The organism is Paenimyroides aestuarii, assembly GCF_024628805.1.
Classification (GTDB): domain Bacteria; phylum Bacteroidota; class Bacteroidia; order Flavobacteriales; family Flavobacteriaceae; genus Flavobacterium; species Flavobacterium aestuarii_A.
In genome coordinates this window covers 543,408-564,161 of sequence record NZ_CP102382.1, presented here as the reverse complement: position 1 = coordinate 564,161, position 20,754 = coordinate 543,408, and the positions used below count along the sequence as shown (strand labels likewise).

Genomic DNA, 20,754 nt, shown 5'->3' with positions numbered 1-20,754 from the left:
AAATTTGTTAGAATTTGGGGTTATTTTACAACTTTAAGTTCAAAGTATAAATCTTCATTTAATGGTATTTCTTTGTAATATTTACCTCGTACCTCATCATTAAATAAAAAGGAGTATAATTTAGTTTCTAAATGAGGACTGTTTATTTCTTTTACTGAGGCAAACATAAGATTGTCGCTAACGTTTACATTAGTTAAATCATTAGGAACAAATTCTACACCTATATAAATTTCTTCCCCTTTTTTTAGTTCAATAATATTGTTAAATATAAATTCTACTCTAAAATCTTTATTATTTAATTTACCGGTATTGTTTTTTGGAATAGTAAATACTTGAACTTCGGAATCAATTTGCGTAGAAGAAGGTTCAATTGTTTTTTTAAAAACAAGCGGTCTTAATCTTTTGGTTAAATAGATACCATTGTTTTTTGCAATAAAGCATATACCATTAAACTTTACATCGGTAGTTGCTTTAAATTTTGTTATTAATGAAAAGCCCTCAATTGCAGGGACAATTGATGCCCATAAATGAGCTTTAGATTTTTTGAAAAATTTTTCCCAACCAGAATTTATAACATCTATTACAATTTCATCTAATAAAAAATCAGCCTTTTTTAATTCAATTTTAATAGAATTATTATCAGCAACTTTTACATTTTTATCTTCATACCCTATACATTTAATGGTGATGGTTTCATTTTGATTTATATTTTTTAAATGAAACGTACCTAAACTATCCGAATATACAGGACGTTCTGATGCTTTTGAATAAATTTGTGCATAAGGTACTGGTTCATTTTCTGAAGTAATTGAACCTTTTATATTTTGTTGAGAAAAACTTATTTGTTGAAATAAGATGAATACAATAAGATAGTATTTATTTGTAATGCTCATATTTATTTTAAAACCTTTAAATATCTTTGTAAAAGATAAATATAATAAAAACAATGAAAAAAATACGTTGCAATTGGGTGTCAAACGATGAGTTGTATATAAAATACCACGACGAAGAATGGGGAAAACCTGTTTATGATGACAACGTTTTGTTTGAATTTTTGGTGCTAGAATCTTTTCAGGCGGGTTTAAGTTGGATTACGATTTTAAAAAAGCGTGAAAATTTCCGTACAGCTTTTGATCAATTCAATTATAAAAAAATAGCAAAATACAACCCCGAAAAAGTGGAAGAATTGTTGCAAAACGAAGGAATTATTCGCCACCGTGGTAAAATTGAAGCTACTATAAACAACGCACGCATTTTTCAGGAAATTCAAAAAGAATTTGGTTCGTTTTCTGAATATGTATGGAACTATGTAAACGGTAAACCGATTGACAATAAACTGAAAAGCATAAAAGACGCTGTTGCAAAAACCGATATTTCAGATGCCATTGCAAAAGATTTAAAAAAGCGTGGTTTTAAATTTATGGGATCTACTACCGTTTATGCTTTTATGCAAGCGGTGGGAATGGTAAATGATCATATTACAGAATGTTTTTGCTATAAAAGCCACTAATGAAACTCACTAAAAAACAAATCGTATTTATACTGTTAGGAGGTGTTTTTATAACAAATGCCATTGTTGCCGAATTAATTGGTGGCAAACTAATAAACGTTGGTCCTTTTATTCTGAGTGTAGGTATTTTGCCTTGGCCCATCGTGTTTGTGGTTACCGATTTAATCAACGAATATTTTGGTAAAGAAGGCGTGAAAAAGCTAACATTTTTAACAACTGGCTTAATTTCCTATACGTTTTGTATGGTTTTTTTGGCGATACAAATTCCGACTTCTAATGTTTCTGCGGTCAGTTTCAGTGCTTTTCAAGAAGTATTTGGTCAGGGTTTGTGGATTATTATTGCCAGTATTATTGCTTTTGTGTGTTCGCAACTGATAGATGCCGCTTTGTTTGTCTTTTTTAAAAAACGAACAGGTGGCAAAATGATTTGGCTTCGCAGCACCGGGTCAACTGTGATTTCGCAGTTGTTTGATAGTTTTATTGTAACCGGAATTGCCTTTTGGCTCACTGGCAAGCTTAGCTTTCAAGATTATGTGAATATGGCAGCAACGGGCTACTCCTTTAAGCTTCTATTAGCTGTTGGCTTAACGCCATTGATCTACTTGGGGCATTACCTCATTAAGAACTTTTTAGAAAGAGAATCAAGTGTTTCATCTTCATAAACAACCTTTAACTGCCTGTTTAGAATTTGCATAAATAACTCGCGTGGAATTTCTTCGGCTCCCAATTGTGCCAAATAATCATTATAAACCTGACAGTCTATCAATTGATAATTCTCGGCTTTTAATTTTTGGGTCAATGCAATAAACGCCATTTTTGAAGCATTTGATACTTTAGAAAACATGCTTTCACCACAAAAAATATGTCCTAAATCGATACCATACAAACCGCCAACAAGCTCCTCATTCTGCCACACTTCCACTGATTTTGCATAACCCATTTCGTGTAATTTAAGGTAGGCTTTTAGCATATCATCTGTAATCCAAGTGCCTAATTGACCGCTGCGTTTTATTTGTTGGCATTGCGTAATTACGTTTTCAAAAGCGGTGTTGAACGTGGTTTTAAAAATGTTTCTGTTGATGAGGTTTCTGGTTGATTTGGATATTTTTAATTGGTTTAAAAACAATACCATTCGCTCTTCAGGTGCAAACCATGTAATTTCTTCTCCGTCTTCAAACCACGGAAAAATCCCACTTTTGTAAGCCAAAATTAGTCTTTCGGGAGATAAATCGCCACCAAAAGCCACAATGCCCGACGAATGGGCGGTTTCCACATTTGGGAAATAGAGTTCTTTGGTAAGTTTGTACATTTAATAAGATATTTGAAACCACATAGTCACATAGCTTTTACCACAGATTAACAGATTAAAAAAAATAAAAATCGGTGCATCTGTGGCAATAATGTTCAATGCTTCAAGCTTCTATCTGGTCAAGATAAAAAAAATCCCGATTACAAATGTAATCAGGATTCAAAATTATTGTTTTTGCGCTATTAAAAAGGCAAATCGTCTTCTGCTTCTTCGTTTTGATTGAAATTTGGAGCAGGAGGAAAGCCTGAATTGTTATTGTTGGCATAACCACCACCTTGGTTTTCAAACGGATTTGGTTGCCCTTGTCCTTGCTGTGGTTGCTGGCTGTAACCTTGTTGTGGTGGTGCATAACCACCGCCTTGAGGTGCTCCGTAACCTTGTTGTGGTTGGTTGTAAGCAGGTTGTTGCATTTGCGGACGATCGATTCTCCAACCTTGGATCGAGTTGAAATAACGCGTTTCTCCTTGTGGATTAACCCATTCTCTTCCGCGCAAATTAATGCCTATACGCACTTGCTCTCCCAATTGAAAAGTGTTCAATAAATCGCATTTATCTTGCGTGAATTCGATTAAAATATGTTGCGGATATTGCTCTTCGGTTGTTACAACCAATTCTCTTTTTCTGAATGTTGGACTTACATCTTGTACAGGTCCAATTACTTTAATTCTTCCTAAAACTTCCATTTGTTATATTTTTGCTGCTAAAATTGTTTTCCAAGCCGATGTTACATCATTTTCGCTTAAAAATTCTTTAGCTTTTTTATAAATTAATTCGTTGTTTTTCTCGTTGCTCCAATTTTTTATTTGAACGTGCTCTTTTAAAAATGCATCAATCTCACTTTCAGTAGGTAAAACCTCTACATTTCCTAAAATTCCCAAGTCATTTCCTGCAAATATACCACTTTTTTTGGCATCTTCGGGTATGGCATCAACACCAATTCCTAAAGTGGTTAGTGGTTTTTCTACTTCGAACATTCCCGGTGTGGCACGTGTGTACCAATTGCCTCCCATGCGGGCAATTAAGTCGATTTTATGTTGATCGATTCCGCCTTTGCCATCTAAAACAGCTTCCGAAATATGAATTTTCACAACTTCGCAAATAATCATGTTTCCAGCACCACCTTGATCGCCCAAAGCAATAATATCGTTTACTTTGCATTCTAATTGTACTGGACTTTCGGCTACGCGAAACGGTTTCACCACATCTGAAGGCAGTTTGGAAAACCCCGACTTTATAAACTCGTCCACCCCATCGCCATACTCGGTAGAAGCCAGCGAAAGTTGCTGCACCATATCATAATTGGCAATGTTTATAACCACTTCTTTAGTAGCTTCACAGTTTAAAAGGGTGTGTTTTACGGTGTTGTTTCGAACCCTACGCGCTGGTGAAAAAACCACAATCGGCGGATTAGAGCTAAAAATATTAAAAAAACTAAAAGGCGATAAATTGGGTGTTCCGTCTTCGCTTATCGTACTGGCAAAAGCAATAGGACGAGGACCAATAGCACCTTGCAAATATGCTTGAACTTGTACCGGCGTTAAATCGGTGGGATGAATGCTGAACATAACTTAAAATTGGTTTCAACAAATATAAGTATTGCATAGAAAATTTTTGGTTCATTTTCCAAAATATTATTAACAAAATAACGTTTTAAAATAGTATCTTGTCATTTACAATCTTATTTATTTAAATGAAAAACGTTGTTCTGATTTTTGTTTCTCTTTTTGCACTGTCTTGTAATAAAGTGTCTAATAAACCTGTTGATTTCAATGAAATGTCTTTTGAATGGATAGGTGAAATTGATAAACCGTTGTATAAGCTTGTTTTGTGTGTGGATTGTTTTTCTCAAAAGGATTTTCTCTTACATAAAATTAAAATATCTGAAGAATGTATGCAAAAAGTCAAAGCAATTGGTTTTGATAATAATCAAGTGAAAATTGATAAAAAGAATAAAGAAGTTATTATGCAAAAATTAAAACAGATTGATAAAATTCTTGATAATGATTTGTGTTCTCATATAGATTGCGATGATGTAAAAATATTTATAAAAAGAATTCCCTAATTTTATTGATTATAAAAAGTAAGCATGTCTATACTTAAAAGAAGTTTGTACACCCGTTGGTTTCTCTTAATTTTTTCGTTGGGAATTTTAATTTTAATTCTTTGGAACACCTATTTGCTTTTTCAAACGTTTAAACATGAAGAACGTGTGAAAATGGAAATTTGGGCGGAAGCTAATAAAAGTATGATTAACACAGATAAAAATAGTGTTGATTTACCTTTGGCAGTTTTAAGTGGAAATACAACTATTCCTGCAATTCTTACTACAAAAACAGACAGTATTATTAGCCACTACAACTTACCAGAAGAAGTTGAAGATGATTTGAAATTACAATATAAGTTTTTAAATGATTTAAAAAAAGAAAACGCTCCGCTTGAAGTAAGATTTTTAGATGAAATTCAATATGTTTATTACGGCAACTCATCATTAATCACCAAATTAAAATATTATCCTTTGGCTTTGGTGGCTATTTTGGTTTTGTTTGGCTTGCTGGTTTATAGTTATTTTCGTACCAGCAGAATATCTTCTGAAAACAAGTTGTGGGCAGGTATGGCAAAAGAAACCGCACACCAAATTGGAACGCCGCTTTCTTCGTTAATGGGGTGGATCGAAATCATGAAGTTAGAAGAAATGGATGCGAATATTGTGGAGGAGGTGCAGAAAGATGTAAATCGTTTACAGACCATTGCCGATCGTTTTTCAAAAATTGGATCCGAACCCAATTTGGAATTGTTGAATATTGTGACCGAAACCAAAAAATCATTTGATTATTTGCAATCACGCAGTTCTAAACAAATCGATTTTGATTTTGAAACCAATACCGATGTGGTAAACTTAATGCTGAACCCCACTTTGCACAGTTGGACAATTGAAAACCTTGTGAAAAACGCTATTGATGCCATTAAAGGCAAAGGAAAAATCAAGGTTGAAATTAAAAATAGCGATGCTTTTATTCATATTTTAGTAACCGATACCGGTAAAGGAATTCCCAAAAGCCAATTCCGAAAAATATTTGAACCAGGTTTTTCAACCAAAAAGCGCGGTTGGGGATTGGGACTTTCGCTTACGCAACGCATTGTTGAAAAATATCACAAAGGAACAATCCGCGTTTTAAAATCAGAAATAGGCAAGGGAACAACTTTTTCTATTCAGTATAAGAAAATTTAGAAAACGTTTACACCGTTAAAGTCATGGTAAGGTTGTCAAAATACGTGTTGTTTTGTTTAAAAAAGTTTGGAATAATTCCGTTTGCTACAAACCCCATTTTTTGGTATAACTGCACTCCCAATTCATTGTCGGTATAAACCTGAAGCCACAGCAATTCTAATATAGGATTGTTTCTTGCCCATTCAATAGTTGCTGAAAGAAATGCTGTACCCAATCCTATATTTTGCCATTCTTGCAGCATGCCCATGCCAATAACGGCTGTATGTTCCATGATTTTTCTGCGACTTCCTGTTGCATCAATATTCCCGATGATTTTGTTTTCATATTCGGCAACCAAAAGCAAAGAATTATCATTTACTAAAAACGAGTTGATCCATTCTTTTTCTTGATCTACTGTTAAAGTAACTTCACTTTCTAATTTTGGAATAAAGTTGCTGGTAGGAATGTAAGTTTTTATACAGTTTAAAAGATTTTCTGCGTCAGAAATTGCTGCCTGTCTTATTAAAACTGTTTTTCTGTTTTTTAGGATGATTTGTTTTGGTTCGAATTTCATTTTATTCTTCTTGCTCTGATTCATCTGCTTCATTTGCTATTTTTTCAACAGCTTCCATTGTCATTATTTCATAGGTATTGTCGTGAATCATCCACATATTTAGATAATTTTTAGAAACTACTATATGATTTTTCCATGAGGTGTATTTTCCATACAACATTAAAGTACAAACATCGGTTGGTGTTAAAAAATCGCCTGTTTCTGGTAAATGTGAATGCATAGTAGATTCCACTTCTTGTTCATGATCACCAAATTCAATAGGAATAATATTTTGATGAAGGCTTTTTTTACTTATTAGTTCATTCTTTTTATTAAATGTTAAAAGATAATCGTTTCCAAAAATAACCACGCCACTTATTGCCGGTCCGGTTAATACATACACCTTATTTATATCTTTCTCAATTAAAGGAATTAAATTGTATTTAGTGTTATTATAATGTTTAAATAAAACGGTATCATTTTCTATAACCTTTTGGGCGCTTTTTCTTAAAAGATAAATCTCGTTTTCATTGCTTTTGAAGTTTCGCTCTGTTAAATCTATAATCGCCTTATCTAAATCAAATTGATTATTATTAAATGTAACGGTTCCAATCACTTTTGGATTCTGGTCGTTTGAATAAAAAGTACAAATATTGTTATTGTTTTCAGCATAGGAAAAATAGCCGCCAATTCTGTCTTTTGTGGAATACTGCGCAATGAACAAGTCGGTTCCGTGCCATGATGCCATTTCAGAATTGTACAGTTTAATTCCTTCTTTTTTTATTTCATTTATTTGTTCTTCTGCTGATTTTTGGGCATATAGGTTTATGCATGCTAGCAATGTAAGTAAATAAGTGATTTTTTTCATAAAGATTATTTTTTAAGGTATCTAAAATACAAAAAAATCCCTTTGAAATTTCAAAGGGATGCATTTTATAAATTTGCTGCTATTTTTTGGGCAGTTTCTTCAAATTCTTCTTTTGTGAGTGCCGCTTTTCGCTGAAAACGCATATCGTCCATATCTTGAAGCGGAATTAAATGCACATGCACATGAGGAACTTCTAAGCCAACAACTGCAACACCTACGCGTTTGCAAGGAACTGCTTTTTCAATTGCTTGGGCCACATCGTACGAAAATTCCATTAAACGGCTATATAAACCTTTTTCCATTTCAAAAATCTTATTGATTTCTTGCTTGGGCACGCACAATGTATGTCCTTTTGCGTTTGGATTGATATCTAAAAAAGCAATAAACTCATCGTTTTCTGCTACTTTGTATGATGGAATTTCTCCGTTGATGATTTTTGTGAAAATACTCATGTTTTTCTGGAATTAATCTCTAGTGATTTCTAAAATTTCAAATTTCAAAGTGCCATTTGGTACGCTGATTTCAGCAATTTCGCCAACCGATTTGCCCAACAAACCTTTTCCAATAGGTGAGGTAACCGAAATTTTCCCGGCTTTTAAATCGGCTTCGCTTTCTGCAACCAATTTATATTTAATCTCCATTCCGTTGGTTTGGTTTTTAATGCGAACAGTAGATAACACCAATACTTTAGAGGTGTCTAACTGTGATTCGTCAATTAAACGAGCGTTTGCCAAAACTTCTTCCATTTTCGCAATTTTTAGTTCTAACAAACCTTGTGCTTCTTTGGCAGCATCGTATTCTGCATTTTCAGACAAATCACCTTTGTCGCGCGCATCTGCAATTGCCTGTGAGGCTTTCGGACGTTCCACGCTTTTTAAATGCTCAACTTCATCTCTTAATTTCTTTAAGCCTTCTGCGGTGTAATAGGATACGTTACTCATTTTCAATTCAATTTATAAAACAGAAAAAATCCCATACATACGGGATTTTGTTTCTTATGCGTTTATTATGTTAATATTTGTTACATTTTTATATAGGTCAAAGTTAAATAATTAAATTTGTTTTTCAAATGTTTTGTAATGAAAAAATTGTTTACTGTAATAATTGGGGCTGCATTCACTTTGAGTGCTTGTTCGAAAGATGAATGGGATACCCGAAACCCATATTTACCTGAAATTGCGGTGAATGTACCCATAAATACGGCTTTGCCCACCTATAATAAATTGCAATATCCAGGCAATGCCGTGTATGTGGCGGGTTATGGTATTAATGGTTTTTTTGTGATTAATACCGGAACAGGTATTCGGGCTTTTGAAGCTACTTGCGCGAACCATGCCATTAATGGTTGTTCCAAATTAACGTTGAATGGGGTGGAAGCTACTTGTGGTTGTTCAGATGCTTTGATTTATAATTTATATTTGGGATTAGCTACAACCGAAGCGCAATATCCACTTAAAGAATATAGGGTGATGCAAAGCGGAACTATTCTGAATGTTTATAATTAAATAGAAACGAGCACCTTTAAAAGATGCTCGTTTTTGGTTGTTGATTATTAAGGTTGATTAGACTAAAATTTAAGGGTTACACCACCCAGAATGTTGAATTGTGCTTGCGGATAGTATCCTGCGCCTTCAATTGTTTGAACAGTTCCTGGGTTCGACCAATCGTCATCATAGGTGTAATAATACCCGTTTGAAATATATTTTACGTTAAAAATATTATTTGCCAATAAATTAAAGGAAACCGATTGAAACCATTTTTTTAAAGGCATTTTATACACCACATTGATATCGTTTGTTAGGTACGAATCCAACTTTGATGCATCGGAATCGGTGTTCCCCATATATTGTTCGCCCACAAATTTGGTAAGCCATGTAAGGTTTAGTTGCTTAACGGGAGAAAAAGTTAAGGCATTCCCCACAATTACGTTGGGCGAAAACGATATATTGGTGTTTCCTAAATGAACCAACGAACCATCTATTTGTGCTTTGTAATCGATGTTTTTATTGGAACTTAAAGTAATATTTGGGTTAATCAACCATTTCGGAGCAAATTGCCACGAACCATCTATTTCAATTCCCAAGCGGTAGCTGTTTCCGCTGTTTTCACGCAATGCTGCACCAACATCGTTCAAAGCACCAGTTAACACCAATTGATCTTTGTACAACATATAATATCCGTTTACGTTTACCGCCAATTTTTGTGAAGCATATCTCCATCCTAATTCAAAATCATTCAATTTTTCAGGGCGCGGATTGCCGTTTTCATAATCGCTGCGATTTGGCTCGCGATTTGCTCTCGCATACGAAAAATAAGCACTGCTGGCATCGTTCATTTTATAGGTGACACCTGCTTTTGGGTTAAAGAAATTAAAGGTGTCGTTTACCAAACCTGTTTCGTTTCCGTTGGCTTTATACGCCACATTGCGCAACTGTAAATCTCCGAATAAAATCCATTGTTCGTTAAAGATATAACTGGCTTTTAAAAAACCATTGATATCATTTTTGGTAGAATAATCGCTGTAATATTTTTGTTTAAATTGATTGATTGGCTGGCTGCGCACCCACAAAACTTCTCCAAAATGATCGTTCTCGTATCTGTTTGCCGCACCACCAAAAAGCACTTCCAAATTGTCTGTGTTATACTGAGCAGAAAATGTAACCCCGTAGAATTGGTTATCCAAGTATTTTCTGCGGATTAAATCAGATGATTCGTTGGTTTCGCCATTTACGGCAATAGGCATTATGTTATAATCGGCAAGAGTTTCATCTACCTTATAATTTTCGAAATATCCAAAACCTTTGGTGTAATGAACCGCCACATTGGAATTCCAATTGCTGTTCCATTTTTCGTTCCAATGCAACTGGTAATGGTCTTGTTTATAATTATCGGTTTCGTTATCATAAAACTGCATATTGCCTTCATTGTCATAATACATTCCCGAAGTGTTAAATCGGCGACCGTATTTGTCAATATCTTTTTGTTCTAAACCATTCCAAGCCTGATACGTTTTCTCGTTTCCACCAAAAACCAATGCTTTCAACAATGTACCTTCGTTAACAAAAGTTCCTTGTAAAAAGTAAGAATTTAGTTTCGATGAGGCCCGGTCGATATATCCATCAGAATACAGATTTGATAAACGCCCCGTTAATTCAAAGGTGTTGTTTACCAAGCCCGTACTGAATTTTGCAGTATGTTTTCTGGTATTGAAACTTCCGATTGAATTAGCGATTTCGCCATTTGCATCATACGAAAATTTGTCGGTCAATAAGTTTAAGCTAGCTCCAAAAGCACCCGATCCGTTGGTAGATGTTCCCACACCGCGCTGTAATTGCAGATTTTCAACACTTGAAACAAAGTCGGGCATGTTCACCCAAAAACTTCCGTGCGATTCGGCATCGTTATAAGGAATACCGTTGATCGTAACATTAATTCGAGTGCCATCGCTTCCACGCACGCGAATTCCGGTGTAACCCACGCCATTACCCGCATCGGTAGTTGAAACAACAGACGGCATAAAGTTCATTAAAACAGGAATATCCTGACCCAAATTGCGTTTTGCCAATTCTTCTTTGCTTAAATTGCTATAAGCGATAGGCGTTTTGTTGGTTGCGCGAACGGCTTGTACCAAAACTTCATCTAAAGTTTCCGATGAAATGGTGTCTTTCTTAGTGTTAGGTTGCGTTTGTGCTTGCATGGAAATTGCCGAAAGACAAAAGCCTGCAAACAAAAAATGAGTTTTCATTCGTAAAAAGAATTTTACAAATAAAAGGGGCATTTATTTTGTTTCGATTAATAAAAATGTTTTCGTTACGAACAGCAACTTATGCGTGCACTCATAAAGTGTATTGTTCCTTTCCCTTGGCAGCATTACCTGCCCAGGTTCAACGGGTATGATCTCAGCCGTATGGCACCCCTTTGAGACGATGCAAAGATAATTCTTTTTTTAGAAGAAAGAGAAAAGATTATAGAAAAAAGACGAACGATTAGAAAGCAGAGCACCTTGTAACCCTTTTTTCTTTTGATTGAAATTGTTTATTTCTTCTTTTAAAGCAATTTGTTTTTCTTCTTCGGTTAATTGGGCGTTGTTTTTAATGCCTGCAACAGCAATTTCGTGCTGTACTTGTAAGCGCATTAACGCTTGTTCTTGAGCTTTTGAATGAAAGTACATAGGTTTTTAGATTTATAAAGCGCAATGGTGAAAATTATTGAATATATTAATGGGAATACGATGAATTTAATATTACCAGCTGAAAAAAAATTCATGTCTGCTAATATAAAAGATAAGAATATAAAAGTAGCTGCTGTTAAACTTATTGATATTTTGTTCCAATACCTGTGATTTTTACAAAAATGTGAGATCAATATGAGAAATACTAAGGTTGGTACAGCGCAAAAAGTACCTATTAAAACAAATAGAAAATAAAAAGTGAAAATATCTTTAACTTCGGTTTTGTATAAATCGCCATCAAAATAAATTAGAAAAATGAAGAAAAACGGACTAATAAGTAATGTTATTAACCATGATTTTAATATGCTTTTGTCAATCCTTTCCATAATCTAAAACCTAAACCTTCTATTCTCTTTTTTATCGGCGTTGCGTTGTTTGTCTTCCAAACGTTTTTTAATTACTGCTTTAGGAATTTTAGTAGCAATACGTTTTTTATCTTTCTTCAACGCATTTTCTAGCAATAGAAACAAACGCTGTGTACACAGTTCTTTGTTTTTAAGTTGGCTGCGGGTTTCGCCACATTCCACCAAAATAAAACCTTCTTTGGTAATACGGTTGGCTAATTTTTCGGTCAACGTTGCTTTTTCATCAGCGGTTAAGCCATTGCTTTGTTCCACAAAAAACTGAATCTGCACTTTTGTAGCTACTTTGTTTACATTTTGTCCGCCGGCACCCGAACTGCGCACGGCTTTGTATTGTATTTCGGTTTGTATAATTTCTTTATTCATAGTTTAATTTTTTTGCCACAGATTCACGGATTATTTAATAATTGTTATGAGATGCTGACCCGAGCTTGCGAACAGAACGAAGTTAATCAAGTTCAGCATGACATTATTGGCGATTAATCAAAATGAAATCTGTGCATCTGTGGGAAAAGAAAATCATTCATTTTCTAATGCATAAACCAAGGTGTAATTTTCAAAGGTTTCAAAATGAAACATAAATTTACAACCAAAGTTTAATTCTTTGCAATCAATCAAAGCAGTGCCTTGATTGATGTTTTGGGTAAAATCGTGAATGTGCATGTCTTGCTTAAAACTCAAACTACGCGAATTACACATTTTGTACAACGCCTCTTTTGCACCCCAAATCACACTTAAATTTTCCTTATAATTTTGTTCGATATTTAAAAAATCGGCTTCAGATCCAATAAATTTATCGGCTATTTTAATGATTTTTTCACGCTGTTTTTCAATGTCGATGCCTACGTTTTGAGAACTGACAATAATGGCCGAAAAATCATACGAATGGGTGATAGAAATATGCTTTCCATCTGCCAAGCTCGGCTTTCCGTTGGTGTCATAATTCAAATCAAAATCGGTGTAACCTGCTTCGTTCAATAATTTCCGAACGCTTAAAAAACCTTTGCGGTGTTGTTCAGAAAGCATTCCGTTTAGTCTGTGCAAATGTTTGTCTTGCAATTGAATAGTAGCATTCAAAGCAGCTTCGGTTTCTGAAATTTTCCAAACAAATATTTGAGTATCAGAGTTGTGAACAATGGTTTTATACAAAGGCATATAATAAGGTTTATGATTTCATTTGCATTGATTTAAAATGAAATGCGTAAATTTGCATGAATTTTGACATACAAATATACAGAATACATGAGTACAAAAACGATACCTTACGTGCCATTTAAAGTGAAAGATATTTCATTAGCAGCATGGGGAAGAAAAGAAATTGAATTGGCAGAAGCTGAAATGCCAGGATTAATGGCACTTCGCGAAGAATATAAAAACGAACAACCTTTAAAAGGTGCTCGTATTGCCGGATGTTTACACATGACCATACAAACGGCTGTGTTAATTGAAACTTTAAAGGCTTTAGGTGCAGAAGTTACTTGGAGCTCTTGTAACATTTTCTCAACACAAGACCAAGCGGCAGCTGCAATTGCCGAAGCGGGTATTCAAGTGTATGCGTGGAAAGGTTTAAACGAAGAAGAGTTTGACTGGTGTATTGAGCAAACGTTGTTTTTTGGCGAAGACCGCAAACCACTAAATATGATTTTAGACGACGGTGGCGACTTAACCAATATGGTTTTAGACCGCTATCCAGAATTAATCGCAGGAATCAAAGGTTTGTCTGAAGAAACCACAACGGGCGTGCACCGTTTGTACGAGCGTGTTAAAAATGGAACATTGCCCATGCCGGCAATTAATGTGAACGATTCGGTTACTAAATCGAAGTTCGATAATAAATACGGATGTAAAGAATCGGCTGTTGATGCCATTCGTCGTGCAACCGATTTAATGTTGGCAGGTAAGCGCGTGGTTGTTTGTGGTTATGGCGATGTGGGCAAAGGAACAGCAGCATCATTCCGCGGAGCTGGATCGATTGTTACCGTTACCGAAATTGATCCCATTTGTGCCTTACAAGCAGCTATGGATGGCTATGAAGTGAAGAAATTAGACACCGTGGTTGGCAATGCAGATATCGTGATTACAACTACCGGAAACAAAGACATTGTTGTTGGTCGTCATTTCGAAAAAATGAAAGATAAAACCGTTGTTTGCAACATTGGTCACTTTGATAATGAAATTGATATGGCTTGGTTAAATAGTACTTATGGTGCCACCAAAGTAGAAATTAAACCACAAGTTGATAAATACAATATAAACGGAAACGATATTATTGTTTTAGCTGAAGGTCGTTTGGTAAACTTAGGTTGCGCAACTGGGCATCCTTCGTTTGTAATGAGTAATTCGTTTACAAACCAAACATTGGCACAAATTGAATTATGGAACAATGCAGATAAATACGAAAACAATGTGTACATGTTACCAAAACATTTAGACGAAAAAGTAGCTGCATTGCACTTAATGAAATTAGGGGTGGAGTTAGAAACCTTATCAACTGAACAAGCAAATTATATTGGTGTGGAGGTTCAAGGACCATTTAAGCCAGAATATTACAGATACTAATATTGTTATCTCATAAAAACGAAAAGCAACTCATTCGAGTTGCTTTTTTTTATATCTTTATCTTTCTAAATGAATTGTTTATGAAGCATATTGTTTTGGTTGTAATGTTTTTTGGATTGCATTTGAATGCCCAAAGTTTAGAGTCTTTTGGGTTGAAAGGAAATGTAAAATCAATTCATGAAGAGCTTAAAATATGTAACCACAAATATGGTAACGAACAAACCACTGCTTGCTCCACATCAACAAGCGAAAGAAAGTTTACAAAAACAGGCGATTTATTGCAACTCAAAAATCTGTTAGAACGCGATAATATAACAAGAAAAAAAGTAGAAACCCCTACTGGCTGGCTGGAAACGATATATAACGAAGAAAATGATACAACAATAAAAATAGCTGAAAATTATTACGACAAGAATAATTTAATGTACAAGAGAATATCTTTTGATGAATCTGGAGCGATTCTCAATACAACAGAATATTTTCACAATAGCACAGGGATGTTAATGAGAATGGAAAGAAATACGTTGAATGATGACGGGGTTACAGAAAAAGCAGTAAATTTTTTTGATCAATACGGTACATTTTGTGGTTTAGAATTTTATCTTGATAACAAACTTAATGAAAAATATGAATTTGATATTCAGTATCAATTCGATGAAATAGGTAATTGGATTCAATCAATTGTTACCACTGAATTTTCTACGGATATTCATAGCAGAACAATTACCTATTACTAAAAAAAGCAACTCATTCGAGTTGCTTTTTTTAATCTTCAAATTCGTCCATTAATTGTTTTAATTCTTTGAGGTATCTTCCGTAAAACTTCTTGATGATCCATTCCGAAAACAAAATCAACAGTACAATTGTTACTATTCCCAAAATCACAACCGTATAAATAAAAGCAGGATCGGTTTGAAAGGTCTCTTTAAAATGATAGAATTTATCTACTAAATCGTATGTTTTATCTTTGCCCGATGTGATTACAAACAGAGCAATTGCAGTGGGCAATAAAATATAGATAGACGATCGATACGTTTCAATCGCAAAGTGAAATTCATAATACAATCTAATAATACTTTCGCGGCTGCTAAACGTGTTGGGTTGTTTAATCATTTTGCTGATCGTGTAAAATCGGCGGTAATAATACAAGCCAAAAACGATAAATTGGCACACCAAAAAGTAGTAAATTAGGCTTAAAACGCCTTTAATTTGGTACATTTCTATCATTGGAACCACCAGAATAAACACAATACTTACTGCCCAAATGAAAGCTTCTCGTTTAAAGCTTTTAATGATTTTTTCGGCCAACGATTTACTTTTGGTTAAATACTCTGGTTTTATATGTATTTCTTTCTCGGGCTGGTTGTTCCATTTTTTTTGTAACTCATCAAAATTCATATCCGTTCTTTTTTATGATGGTTTGTAATTTTTCCTTGGTTCTGTTTAATTTTACGCGTGCGTTCACTTCGCTAATACCCAAATTTTCGGCAATGTCTTTATGGTTCATTCCTTCTAAAAACAAGAAAATTAAGGCTTTTTCTACTTTGTTGAGTTCTTGCACAGCATCGTAAAAATAGTTTAACTGTTCTTCTTTGAAGGCGCTGTCGTCGGCATCTATCCGGTCGTAATTTTCATACAATTCATATTTGTCTTGTTTTTTATCTTCTTTTTTAAAAAAAGTTAGTGCAGTGTTTAGACAAACGCGGTACATCCATGTAGAAAACTGACTGTCGCCTTTAAAGTTTTGGTACGATTTCCACAATTGAAAAGTCATTTCTTGGATTAAGTCTTCTTGGTCTTCGGTGTGGTCAAAATACATCCTCGAAATTTTATATAAAATTCCTTTGTGCTTTTGCATCAAGTCCAAAAATTCTTTTTCGGTAGCTTTCAAGTAGAATAATTTTTACAGAAAGTTAGTATGTTTTATTTTGATTTGTTACAAAACGGGCATAAAAAAACTCGTTATTTTGGTAACGAGTTTTTGTGATGATTATTATCCTAAATAAGTTTTTAAGATTTTACTGCGAGAGGTATGCTTTAACCTGCGGATTGCTTTCTCTTTGATTTGACGCACACGTTCGCGTGTTAAATCAAACGTTTCGCCGATTTCTTCTAACGTCATTGGGTGCTGATCGCCCAAGCCAAAATACAAACGAACCACATCAGCTTCGCGCGGAGTTAATGTTTCCAAGGCACGCTCGATTTCTGTTCTTAACGATTCATGAATCAATTCACGGTCTGGATTTGGAGATTCGCCCGAACGCAATACATCATACAAGTTTGAATCTTCACCTTCAACCAAAGGCGCATCCATTGATAAGTGACGGCCCGAGTTTTTCATTGACTCTTTCACGTCGTTTACCGTCATGTCTAATTCTTTAGCGATTTCTTCTGCCGATGGCGGACGCTCGTTTGATTGTTCTAACAACGCATACATTTTGTTGATTTTGTTGATAGATCCAATTTTATTTAATGGTAAACGTACGATACGTGATTGTTCTGCTAAAGCTGATAAGATGGATTGACGGATCCACCAAACAGCGTATGAAATAAATTTAAAACCACGTGTTTCATCGAAACGTTGTGCGGCTTTAATCAACCCTAGGTTTCCTTCGTTAATTAAATCGGGCAATGTTAAACCTTGGTTTTGGTACTGCTTTGCTACCGATACCACGAAACGTAAATTAGCTTTTGTTAATTTCTCTAACGCGCGTTGGTCGCCCGCCTTGATACGTTGTGCTAACTCTACTTCTTCGTCGGCAGTAATTAAATCTACTTTACCAATTTCTTGTAAATATTTGTCTAACGATGCTGTTTCACGATTGGTTACCTGTTTGGTAATTTTAAGTTGTCTCATGTTTAAATAAATCCTTCCTTAATGTTGTTAACTTTTAGTTATACGCAGTATGTTGCAAAAGGTTACAAAAAATATAAATTTTTTTATTCGTACGAATCTACGGTGATGTAAAATGGGAAATTCATGGGTCCACTTTCCCAACCTTCGTAGATATTTGATCTTAAGGTCATGATATTTGAGGTTGCTGCGCCAACATTCATAATAATGTACCCTTCATTTTTTCCTTTACTAAATTCAATTTTTTGAACTTTAAGAATAGCTGCAATTTTTTTAGTACCATCAAGATAAATGTCTTTATTTTCGGTGTTTAACACCAACCAGCCTTTTTGGTTTTCGTTTATAGAGAAATTTATTTCACTGTGTGGAATTCGTTTCGTTGGCTTATTATTTTCTACTTCATAAAACTGCAAATTAAAAATGGCTCTTTTAAACGTTATGCCGTTTATATGCCAATGAACTTTCTTTAATTTTTTTAAATGATTGCTTGTTTTAATGATTAATCCAAATTCAGCTCCAGAATCTTTATTTTCATTGTCAAAGCGATTCATCTGTCCTTGAATTTTTCCCGATCCTTCATTTGTTCTACCATAAGTTCGTTCTACAATTTTAGCGTTTGCGGGAGGAATAATGATTTCTTGCAATACTTCTATGGCTGGATCTAAAAAAATAGTATAAGCAGTGGTATTGTTTTGCAATGTAATTTCTTTTTTTTCGAAACCAAATTGCTCCACGATTACTTTTAACGGTAATTTGTATTTGTTGGGATCAACCATGAAAATTCCTTTTTCGTTTGACACAAAACTTTTCTTATACTCAGGCAGAAGCACGGTTGCAAACTCGATTGATTCTTTTGTTTCAGAATCTGAAATTTGAAGGTTGATGTTTTGCGCGGTAATAATTTGTGTAACAAGTGTGTACACAAAAAGTAGTAACGTGTTTTTCATAGAGTAAGTTTGTTTTGGTTGTAAAAATAAAAAAACCGATGAGGTTTGCTCATCGGTTTAAAATACATTTAACAAAAACTAGTTGTTTTTTTCTTTCTTGTCGTTAGAAGGTCTGTTGTTATTGTTTCTGTGCGCTGGTCTGTTTTCTCTGTTGTCAGACTTGCCTTCGCCTTTATGTTCTGGTTTGCCTTCTGGTTTTGGAGGGCGTGGTAACAATGCCTTGCGCGATACTTTTTCTTTTCTTGTTTTAGGGTCTATACCTAAATACTTCACTTGGAATACATCGCCCATGTTTACCACGTCGGTAACGTTTTCAGTGCGTTCCCAAGCCAATTCAGATACGTGTAATAAAACTTCATTTCCTGGTGCTGCTGTATATTCAACAACTGCTCCGAATTCTAACATTTTAATTACTTTCACTTCATACGCTTCTCCCACTTGTGGTTTAAAGATAATCGCGTCGATTTTTGCCAACACTGCTGCAATTCCGTCTGCATCTGTTCCAAGAATTTCTACAATTCCTTGCTCGTCCACTTCGTTAATTACAATGGTTGTTGAGGTAGCTTTTTGTAATTCTTGGATCACTTTTCCGCCCGGACCAATCAATGCGCCAATATAAGCACCAGGAATGGTTCTTGTAATAATTTTTGGTGCATGTGCTTTCACTGTTGCGTTTGGTGCTGCAATGGTTTCTGTAAGTTTATTCAAAATGTGCATACGTCCTTCATGTGCTTGCTGCAATGCTTGCTCCATGATATCGTAACGCAAACCATCGATTTTAATATCCATTTGGCAAGCTGTGATACCATCTTTAGTACCAGTTACTTTAAAATCCATATCACCTAAGTGATCTTCATCGCCCAAAATATCAGATAATACAGCAAAACGATTTCCGTCTGTAATCAATCCCATTGCGATACCCGATACCGGTTTTTCAATTTGAATACCTGCATCCATCAAAGCCAATGTTCCTGCACAAACAGTTGCCATAGACGATGAACCGTTTGATTCTAATACATCAGAAACCAAACGAATGGTATAAGGACAATCTGCTGGAATCATGTTTTTCAATGCGCGTTGCGCCAAGTTTCCGTGACCTACTTCGCGGCGTGACACACCACGCAATGGTTTTGCTTCACCTGTTGAAAATGGAGGGAAGTTATAGTGCAAGTAGAAACGTTCTTCGCCTTGCTCACTTGGTAAGTCGATAACGTTTGCCTCGCGCGATGTTCCTAATGTTACAGTAGCCAATGCTTGGGTTTCACCGCGTGTAAATACTGATGAACCGTGCGCTGATGGTAAATAATCTACTTCGCTCCAAATGTTACGGATTTCTGTGGTTTTACGACCGTCTAAACGCTGTCCTTGGTCTAAAACCAAATTGCGAACTGCTTCTTTTTGGGCTTTAGAGAAATATTTAGAAATTAATTCTTTCTTTTCTTCTAGAGTTTCTTCAGAAAAAGTAGCTAATAATTCTTCTTTTAAAGCAGCAAACTTCTCGCTGCGTTCGTGTTTTGCACTTGCTTCTGCTGCAATTGCATAAAATTTATCGTAGGTAAACGAGTGAATTTCGTTTTTCAGCGTGTCATCGTTTTCCTCAGGCTCGTAGGTTCTGTATGATAAATTCAAAGCTGCACGCATTCTTTCTTGCGCTTCGATTTGCACTTTAATTGCTTCGTGTGCAAATTTAATTGCTTCGATCATTTCAGCTTCCGAAATTTCTTTCATTTCACCTTCCACCATACAAACAGAATCTTTTGAAGCTCCAATCATCATGTCAAGGTCTGACTCGTCTAATTGTTGTTTGCTTGGGTTGATGATTAATTCGCCGTTTACACGCCCCACACGCACCTCAGAAATAAGGTTGTAAAAAGGAATGTCTGAAACAGCCAATGCTGCCGAAGCTGCCAAACCTGCCATTGCATCGGGCATCACGTTTTCATCAAACGACATAAGTTGTAGCATGATTTGGGTTTCTGCATGATAATCATCCGGAAACAAAGGTCGTAAACAACGATCCACCAAACGCATGGTTAAAACTTCTTGATCGCTTGGGCGTGCTTCTCTTTTAAAGAATCCACCTGGGAAACGACCTGCAGCCGAAAATTTTTCACGATAATCTACTGTTAATGGTAAAAAATCTACACCTGGGTTTGCTGTTTTTGCAGAAACTGCAGTAGCTAAAATCATACAGTTTCCTGAACGAACTACAACAGAACCGTCTGCTTGTTTGGCTAATTTGCCAGTTTCGATAGTGATGGTTCTTCCATCGCCTAAATCGATAATTTCTTGGGTTACTTTAGGAATCATAAATTTTTAATTCTTAATTAAACAAAGGGAAAATGTTGTTGTT

At 35.1% G+C, this 20,754-nt stretch carries 24 protein-coding genes; 7 read left to right on the top strand and 17 right to left on the bottom strand.

Annotated elements, in window-relative coordinates:
* Positions 1-20: 20 nt before the first annotated feature.
* Positions 21-893, bottom strand: coding sequence for a carboxypeptidase-like regulatory domain-containing protein (locus NPX36_RS02730; RefSeq protein WP_257499895.1), 873 nt, complete (start codon positions 891-893; stop codon positions 21-23).
* Between the two features lie 53 nt (positions 894-946).
* Between NPX36_RS02730 and NPX36_RS02725 the strand changes: the two genes are divergently transcribed.
* On the top strand, positions 947-1,510 hold the full coding sequence (locus NPX36_RS02725) for a DNA-3-methyladenine glycosylase I (RefSeq protein ID WP_257499894.1): 564 nt from the start codon (positions 947-949) through the stop codon (positions 1,508-1,510).
* Complete coding sequence (locus NPX36_RS02720; protein ID WP_257499893.1) at positions 1,510-2,172, top strand: queuosine precursor transporter; 663 nt, start codon at positions 1,510-1,512, stop codon at positions 2,170-2,172. The genes NPX36_RS02725 and NPX36_RS02720 overlap by 1 nt, the downstream gene beginning before the upstream one ends.
* Here NPX36_RS02720 and aat read toward each other — a convergent pair.
* The 3 genes from aat to NPX36_RS02705 form a co-directional block, all read right to left on the bottom strand.
* The gene (aat, locus tag NPX36_RS02715; RefSeq protein ID WP_257499892.1) at positions 2,121-2,819 is read right to left on the bottom strand and encodes a leucyl/phenylalanyl-tRNA--protein transferase; all 699 of its coding nucleotides are present in this window, start codon (positions 2,817-2,819) and stop codon (positions 2,121-2,123) included. The two genes, NPX36_RS02720 and aat, sit on opposite strands and share 52 nt — an antisense overlap.
* 182 nt (positions 2,820-3,001) lie before the next feature.
* On the bottom strand, positions 3,002-3,502 hold the full coding sequence (locus NPX36_RS02710; RefSeq protein WP_257499891.1) for a DUF3127 domain-containing protein: 501 nt from the start codon (positions 3,500-3,502) through the stop codon (positions 3,002-3,004).
* 3 nt (positions 3,503-3,505) lie between these two features.
* Complete coding sequence (locus tag NPX36_RS02705; RefSeq protein WP_257499890.1) at positions 3,506-4,384, bottom strand: flavin reductase family protein; 879 nt, start codon at positions 4,382-4,384, stop codon at positions 3,506-3,508.
* A gap of 125 nt (positions 4,385-4,509) precedes the next feature.
* Here NPX36_RS02705 and NPX36_RS02700 point away from each other — a divergent pair, with 125 nt between their 5' ends.
* Together NPX36_RS02700 and NPX36_RS02695 are read left to right on the top strand one after the other, a co-directional pair.
* A complete protein-coding gene (locus tag NPX36_RS02700) occupies positions 4,510-4,881 on the top strand; it encodes a hypothetical protein (protein WP_257499889.1) in 372 nt (123 codons plus the stop codon).
* Between the two features lie 24 nt (positions 4,882-4,905).
* Positions 4,906-6,048, top strand: a complete 1,143-nt coding sequence (locus NPX36_RS02695) for a sensor histidine kinase (RefSeq protein ID WP_257499888.1) — start codon at positions 4,906-4,908, stop codon at positions 6,046-6,048.
* Between the two features lie 7 nt (positions 6,049-6,055).
* Here the strand turns inward: NPX36_RS02695 and NPX36_RS02690 are convergent, their stop codons facing one another.
* From NPX36_RS02690 to greA, 4 genes are all read right to left on the bottom strand, one after another.
* On the bottom strand, positions 6,056-6,601 hold the full coding sequence (locus tag NPX36_RS02690) for a GNAT family N-acetyltransferase (protein WP_257499887.1): 546 nt from the start codon (positions 6,599-6,601) through the stop codon (positions 6,056-6,058).
* A 1-nt stretch (position 6,602) separates the two neighbouring features.
* On the bottom strand, positions 6,603-7,448 hold the full coding sequence (locus NPX36_RS02685) for a hypothetical protein (RefSeq protein ID WP_257499886.1): 846 nt from the start codon (positions 7,446-7,448) through the stop codon (positions 6,603-6,605).
* 65 nt (positions 7,449-7,513) lie between these two features.
* The gene (locus NPX36_RS02680) at positions 7,514-7,900 is read right to left on the bottom strand and encodes an HIT family protein (RefSeq protein ID WP_257499885.1); all 387 of its coding nucleotides are present in this window, start codon (positions 7,898-7,900) and stop codon (positions 7,514-7,516) included.
* Between the two features lie 12 nt (positions 7,901-7,912).
* Positions 7,913-8,389, bottom strand: coding sequence for a transcription elongation factor GreA (greA, locus tag NPX36_RS02675; protein ID WP_257499884.1), 477 nt, complete (start codon positions 8,387-8,389; stop codon positions 7,913-7,915).
* Positions 8,390-8,527: 138 nt separating this feature from the next.
* Here greA and NPX36_RS02670 point away from each other — a divergent pair, with 138 nt between their 5' ends.
* Positions 8,528-8,953 carry a hypothetical protein gene (locus NPX36_RS02670; protein ID WP_257499883.1) on the top strand — a complete coding sequence of 142 codons (426 nt, stop codon included), beginning with the start codon at positions 8,528-8,530 and terminating at the stop codon, positions 8,951-8,953.
* A gap of 62 nt (positions 8,954-9,015) precedes the next feature.
* Here the strand turns inward: NPX36_RS02670 and NPX36_RS02665 are convergent, their stop codons facing one another.
* From NPX36_RS02665 to NPX36_RS02650, 4 genes are all read right to left on the bottom strand, one after another.
* Complete coding sequence (locus tag NPX36_RS02665) at positions 9,016-11,193, bottom strand: TonB-dependent receptor (protein WP_397376455.1); 2,178 nt, start codon at positions 11,191-11,193, stop codon at positions 9,016-9,018.
* Positions 11,194-11,394: 201 nt separating this feature from the next.
* Positions 11,395-11,619 (bottom strand): hypothetical protein, encoded by a 225-nt coding sequence (locus NPX36_RS02660; RefSeq protein WP_257499882.1) that lies wholly within the window; start codon positions 11,617-11,619, stop codon positions 11,395-11,397.
* Positions 11,620-12,008: 389 nt separating this feature from the next.
* Complete coding sequence (arfB, locus tag NPX36_RS02655) at positions 12,009-12,407, bottom strand: alternative ribosome rescue aminoacyl-tRNA hydrolase ArfB (RefSeq protein ID WP_257499881.1); 399 nt, start codon at positions 12,405-12,407, stop codon at positions 12,009-12,011.
* A 153-nt stretch (positions 12,408-12,560) separates the two neighbouring features.
* Positions 12,561-13,196, bottom strand: a complete 636-nt coding sequence (locus NPX36_RS02650; protein ID WP_257499880.1) for a 4'-phosphopantetheinyl transferase family protein — start codon at positions 13,194-13,196, stop codon at positions 12,561-12,563.
* 87 nt (positions 13,197-13,283) lie between these two features.
* Here NPX36_RS02650 and ahcY point away from each other — a divergent pair, with 87 nt between their 5' ends.
* Both ahcY and NPX36_RS02640 read left to right on the top strand, forming a co-directional pair.
* Positions 13,284-14,600 (top strand): adenosylhomocysteinase, encoded by a 1,317-nt coding sequence (gene ahcY, locus NPX36_RS02645; RefSeq protein ID WP_257499879.1) that lies wholly within the window; start codon positions 13,284-13,286, stop codon positions 14,598-14,600.
* Positions 14,601-14,680: 80 nt separating this feature from the next.
* Entirely contained in the window at positions 14,681-15,337 is a 657-nt protein-coding gene (locus NPX36_RS02640; protein ID WP_257499878.1) for a hypothetical protein, read from the top strand.
* A gap of 28 nt (positions 15,338-15,365) precedes the next feature.
* Here NPX36_RS02640 and NPX36_RS02635 read toward each other — a convergent pair whose 3' ends face one another.
* The 5 genes from NPX36_RS02635 to NPX36_RS02615 form a co-directional block, all read right to left on the bottom strand.
* Entirely contained in the window at positions 15,366-15,998 is a 633-nt protein-coding gene (locus NPX36_RS02635) for a hypothetical protein (RefSeq protein ID WP_257499877.1), read from the bottom strand.
* Positions 15,988-16,491: an RNA polymerase sigma factor gene (locus tag NPX36_RS02630; RefSeq protein ID WP_257499876.1), complete on the bottom strand. Its 504-nt coding sequence runs from the start codon at positions 16,489-16,491 to the stop codon at positions 15,988-15,990. Before NPX36_RS02630 ends, NPX36_RS02635 begins: the two co-directional genes overlap by 11 nt.
* A 102-nt stretch (positions 16,492-16,593) precedes the next feature.
* On the bottom strand, positions 16,594-17,457 hold the full coding sequence (locus NPX36_RS02625) for a sigma-70 family RNA polymerase sigma factor (protein ID WP_090677933.1): 864 nt from the start codon (positions 17,455-17,457) through the stop codon (positions 16,594-16,596).
* Positions 17,458-17,540: 83 nt separating this feature from the next.
* Positions 17,541-18,401: a carboxypeptidase-like regulatory domain-containing protein gene (locus NPX36_RS02620; RefSeq protein WP_257499875.1), complete on the bottom strand. Its 861-nt coding sequence runs from the start codon at positions 18,399-18,401 to the stop codon at positions 17,541-17,543.
* A gap of 78 nt (positions 18,402-18,479) precedes the next feature.
* The gene (locus NPX36_RS02615; protein WP_257499874.1) at positions 18,480-20,711 is read right to left on the bottom strand and encodes a polyribonucleotide nucleotidyltransferase; all 2,232 of its coding nucleotides are present in this window, start codon (positions 20,709-20,711) and stop codon (positions 18,480-18,482) included.
* Between the last annotated feature and the right edge of the window lie 43 nt (positions 20,712-20,754).

Excerpts from the sequence above, each read along its gene's own strand:
- NPX36_RS02720 (WP_257499893.1), top strand. The coding sequence starts at position 1,510 with ATGAAACTCACTAAAAAACAAATCGTATTTATACTGTTAGGAGGTGTT.
- NPX36_RS02705 (WP_257499890.1), bottom strand. The coding sequence starts at position 4,384 with ATGTTCAGCATTCATCCCACCGATTTAACGCCGGTACAAGTTCAAGCA.
- NPX36_RS02670 (WP_257499883.1), top strand. The coding sequence starts at position 8,528 with ATGAAAAAATTGTTTACTGTAATAATTGGGGCTGCATTCACTTTGAGT.
- NPX36_RS02640 (WP_257499878.1), top strand. The coding sequence starts at position 14,681 with ATGAAGCATATTGTTTTGGTTGTAATGTTTTTTGGATTGCATTTGAAT.
- NPX36_RS02680 (WP_257499885.1), bottom strand. The coding sequence starts at position 7,900 with ATGAGTATTTTCACAAAAATCATCAACGGAGAAATTCCATCATACAAA.
- NPX36_RS02700 (WP_257499889.1), top strand. The coding sequence starts at position 4,510 with ATGAAAAACGTTGTTCTGATTTTTGTTTCTCTTTTTGCACTGTCTTGT.
- NPX36_RS02650 (WP_257499880.1), bottom strand. The coding sequence starts at position 13,196 with ATGCCTTTGTATAAAACCATTGTTCACAACTCTGATACTCAAATATTT.
- aat (WP_257499892.1), bottom strand. The coding sequence starts at position 2,819 with ATGTACAAACTTACCAAAGAACTCTATTTCCCAAATGTGGAAACCGCC.
- NPX36_RS02620 (WP_257499875.1), bottom strand. The coding sequence starts at position 18,401 with ATGAAAAACACGTTACTACTTTTTGTGTACACACTTGTTACACAAATT.
- NPX36_RS02730 (WP_257499895.1), bottom strand. The coding sequence starts at position 893 with ATGAGCATTACAAATAAATACTATCTTATTGTATTCATCTTATTTCAA.
- NPX36_RS02725 (WP_257499894.1), top strand. The coding sequence starts at position 947 with ATGAAAAAAATACGTTGCAATTGGGTGTCAAACGATGAGTTGTATATA.
- NPX36_RS02615 (WP_257499874.1), bottom strand. The coding sequence starts at position 20,711 with ATGATTCCTAAAGTAACCCAAGAAATTATCGATTTAGGCGATGGAAGA.
- ahcY (WP_257499879.1), top strand. The coding sequence starts at position 13,284 with ATGAGTACAAAAACGATACCTTACGTGCCATTTAAAGTGAAAGATATT.
- NPX36_RS02695 (WP_257499888.1), top strand. The coding sequence starts at position 4,906 with ATGTCTATACTTAAAAGAAGTTTGTACACCCGTTGGTTTCTCTTAATT.
- NPX36_RS02665 (WP_397376455.1), bottom strand. The coding sequence starts at position 11,193 with ATGAAAACTCATTTTTTGTTTGCAGGCTTTTGTCTTTCGGCAATTTCC.
- arfB (WP_257499881.1), bottom strand. The coding sequence starts at position 12,407 with ATGAATAAAGAAATTATACAAACCGAAATACAATACAAAGCCGTGCGC.
- NPX36_RS02625 (WP_090677933.1), bottom strand. The coding sequence starts at position 17,457 with ATGAGACAACTTAAAATTACCAAACAGGTAACCAATCGTGAAACAGCA.
- NPX36_RS02690 (WP_257499887.1), bottom strand. The coding sequence starts at position 6,601 with ATGAAATTCGAACCAAAACAAATCATCCTAAAAAACAGAAAAACAGTT.
- NPX36_RS02710 (WP_257499891.1), bottom strand. The coding sequence starts at position 3,502 with ATGGAAGTTTTAGGAAGAATTAAAGTAATTGGACCTGTACAAGATGTA.
- NPX36_RS02685 (WP_257499886.1), bottom strand. The coding sequence starts at position 7,448 with ATGAAAAAAATCACTTATTTACTTACATTGCTAGCATGCATAAACCTA.
- NPX36_RS02660 (WP_257499882.1), bottom strand. The coding sequence starts at position 11,619 with ATGTACTTTCATTCAAAAGCTCAAGAACAAGCGTTAATGCGCTTACAA.
- greA (WP_257499884.1), bottom strand. The coding sequence starts at position 8,389 with ATGAGTAACGTATCCTATTACACCGCAGAAGGCTTAAAGAAATTAAGA.
- NPX36_RS02635 (WP_257499877.1), bottom strand. The coding sequence starts at position 15,998 with ATGAATTTTGATGAGTTACAAAAAAAATGGAACAACCAGCCCGAGAAA.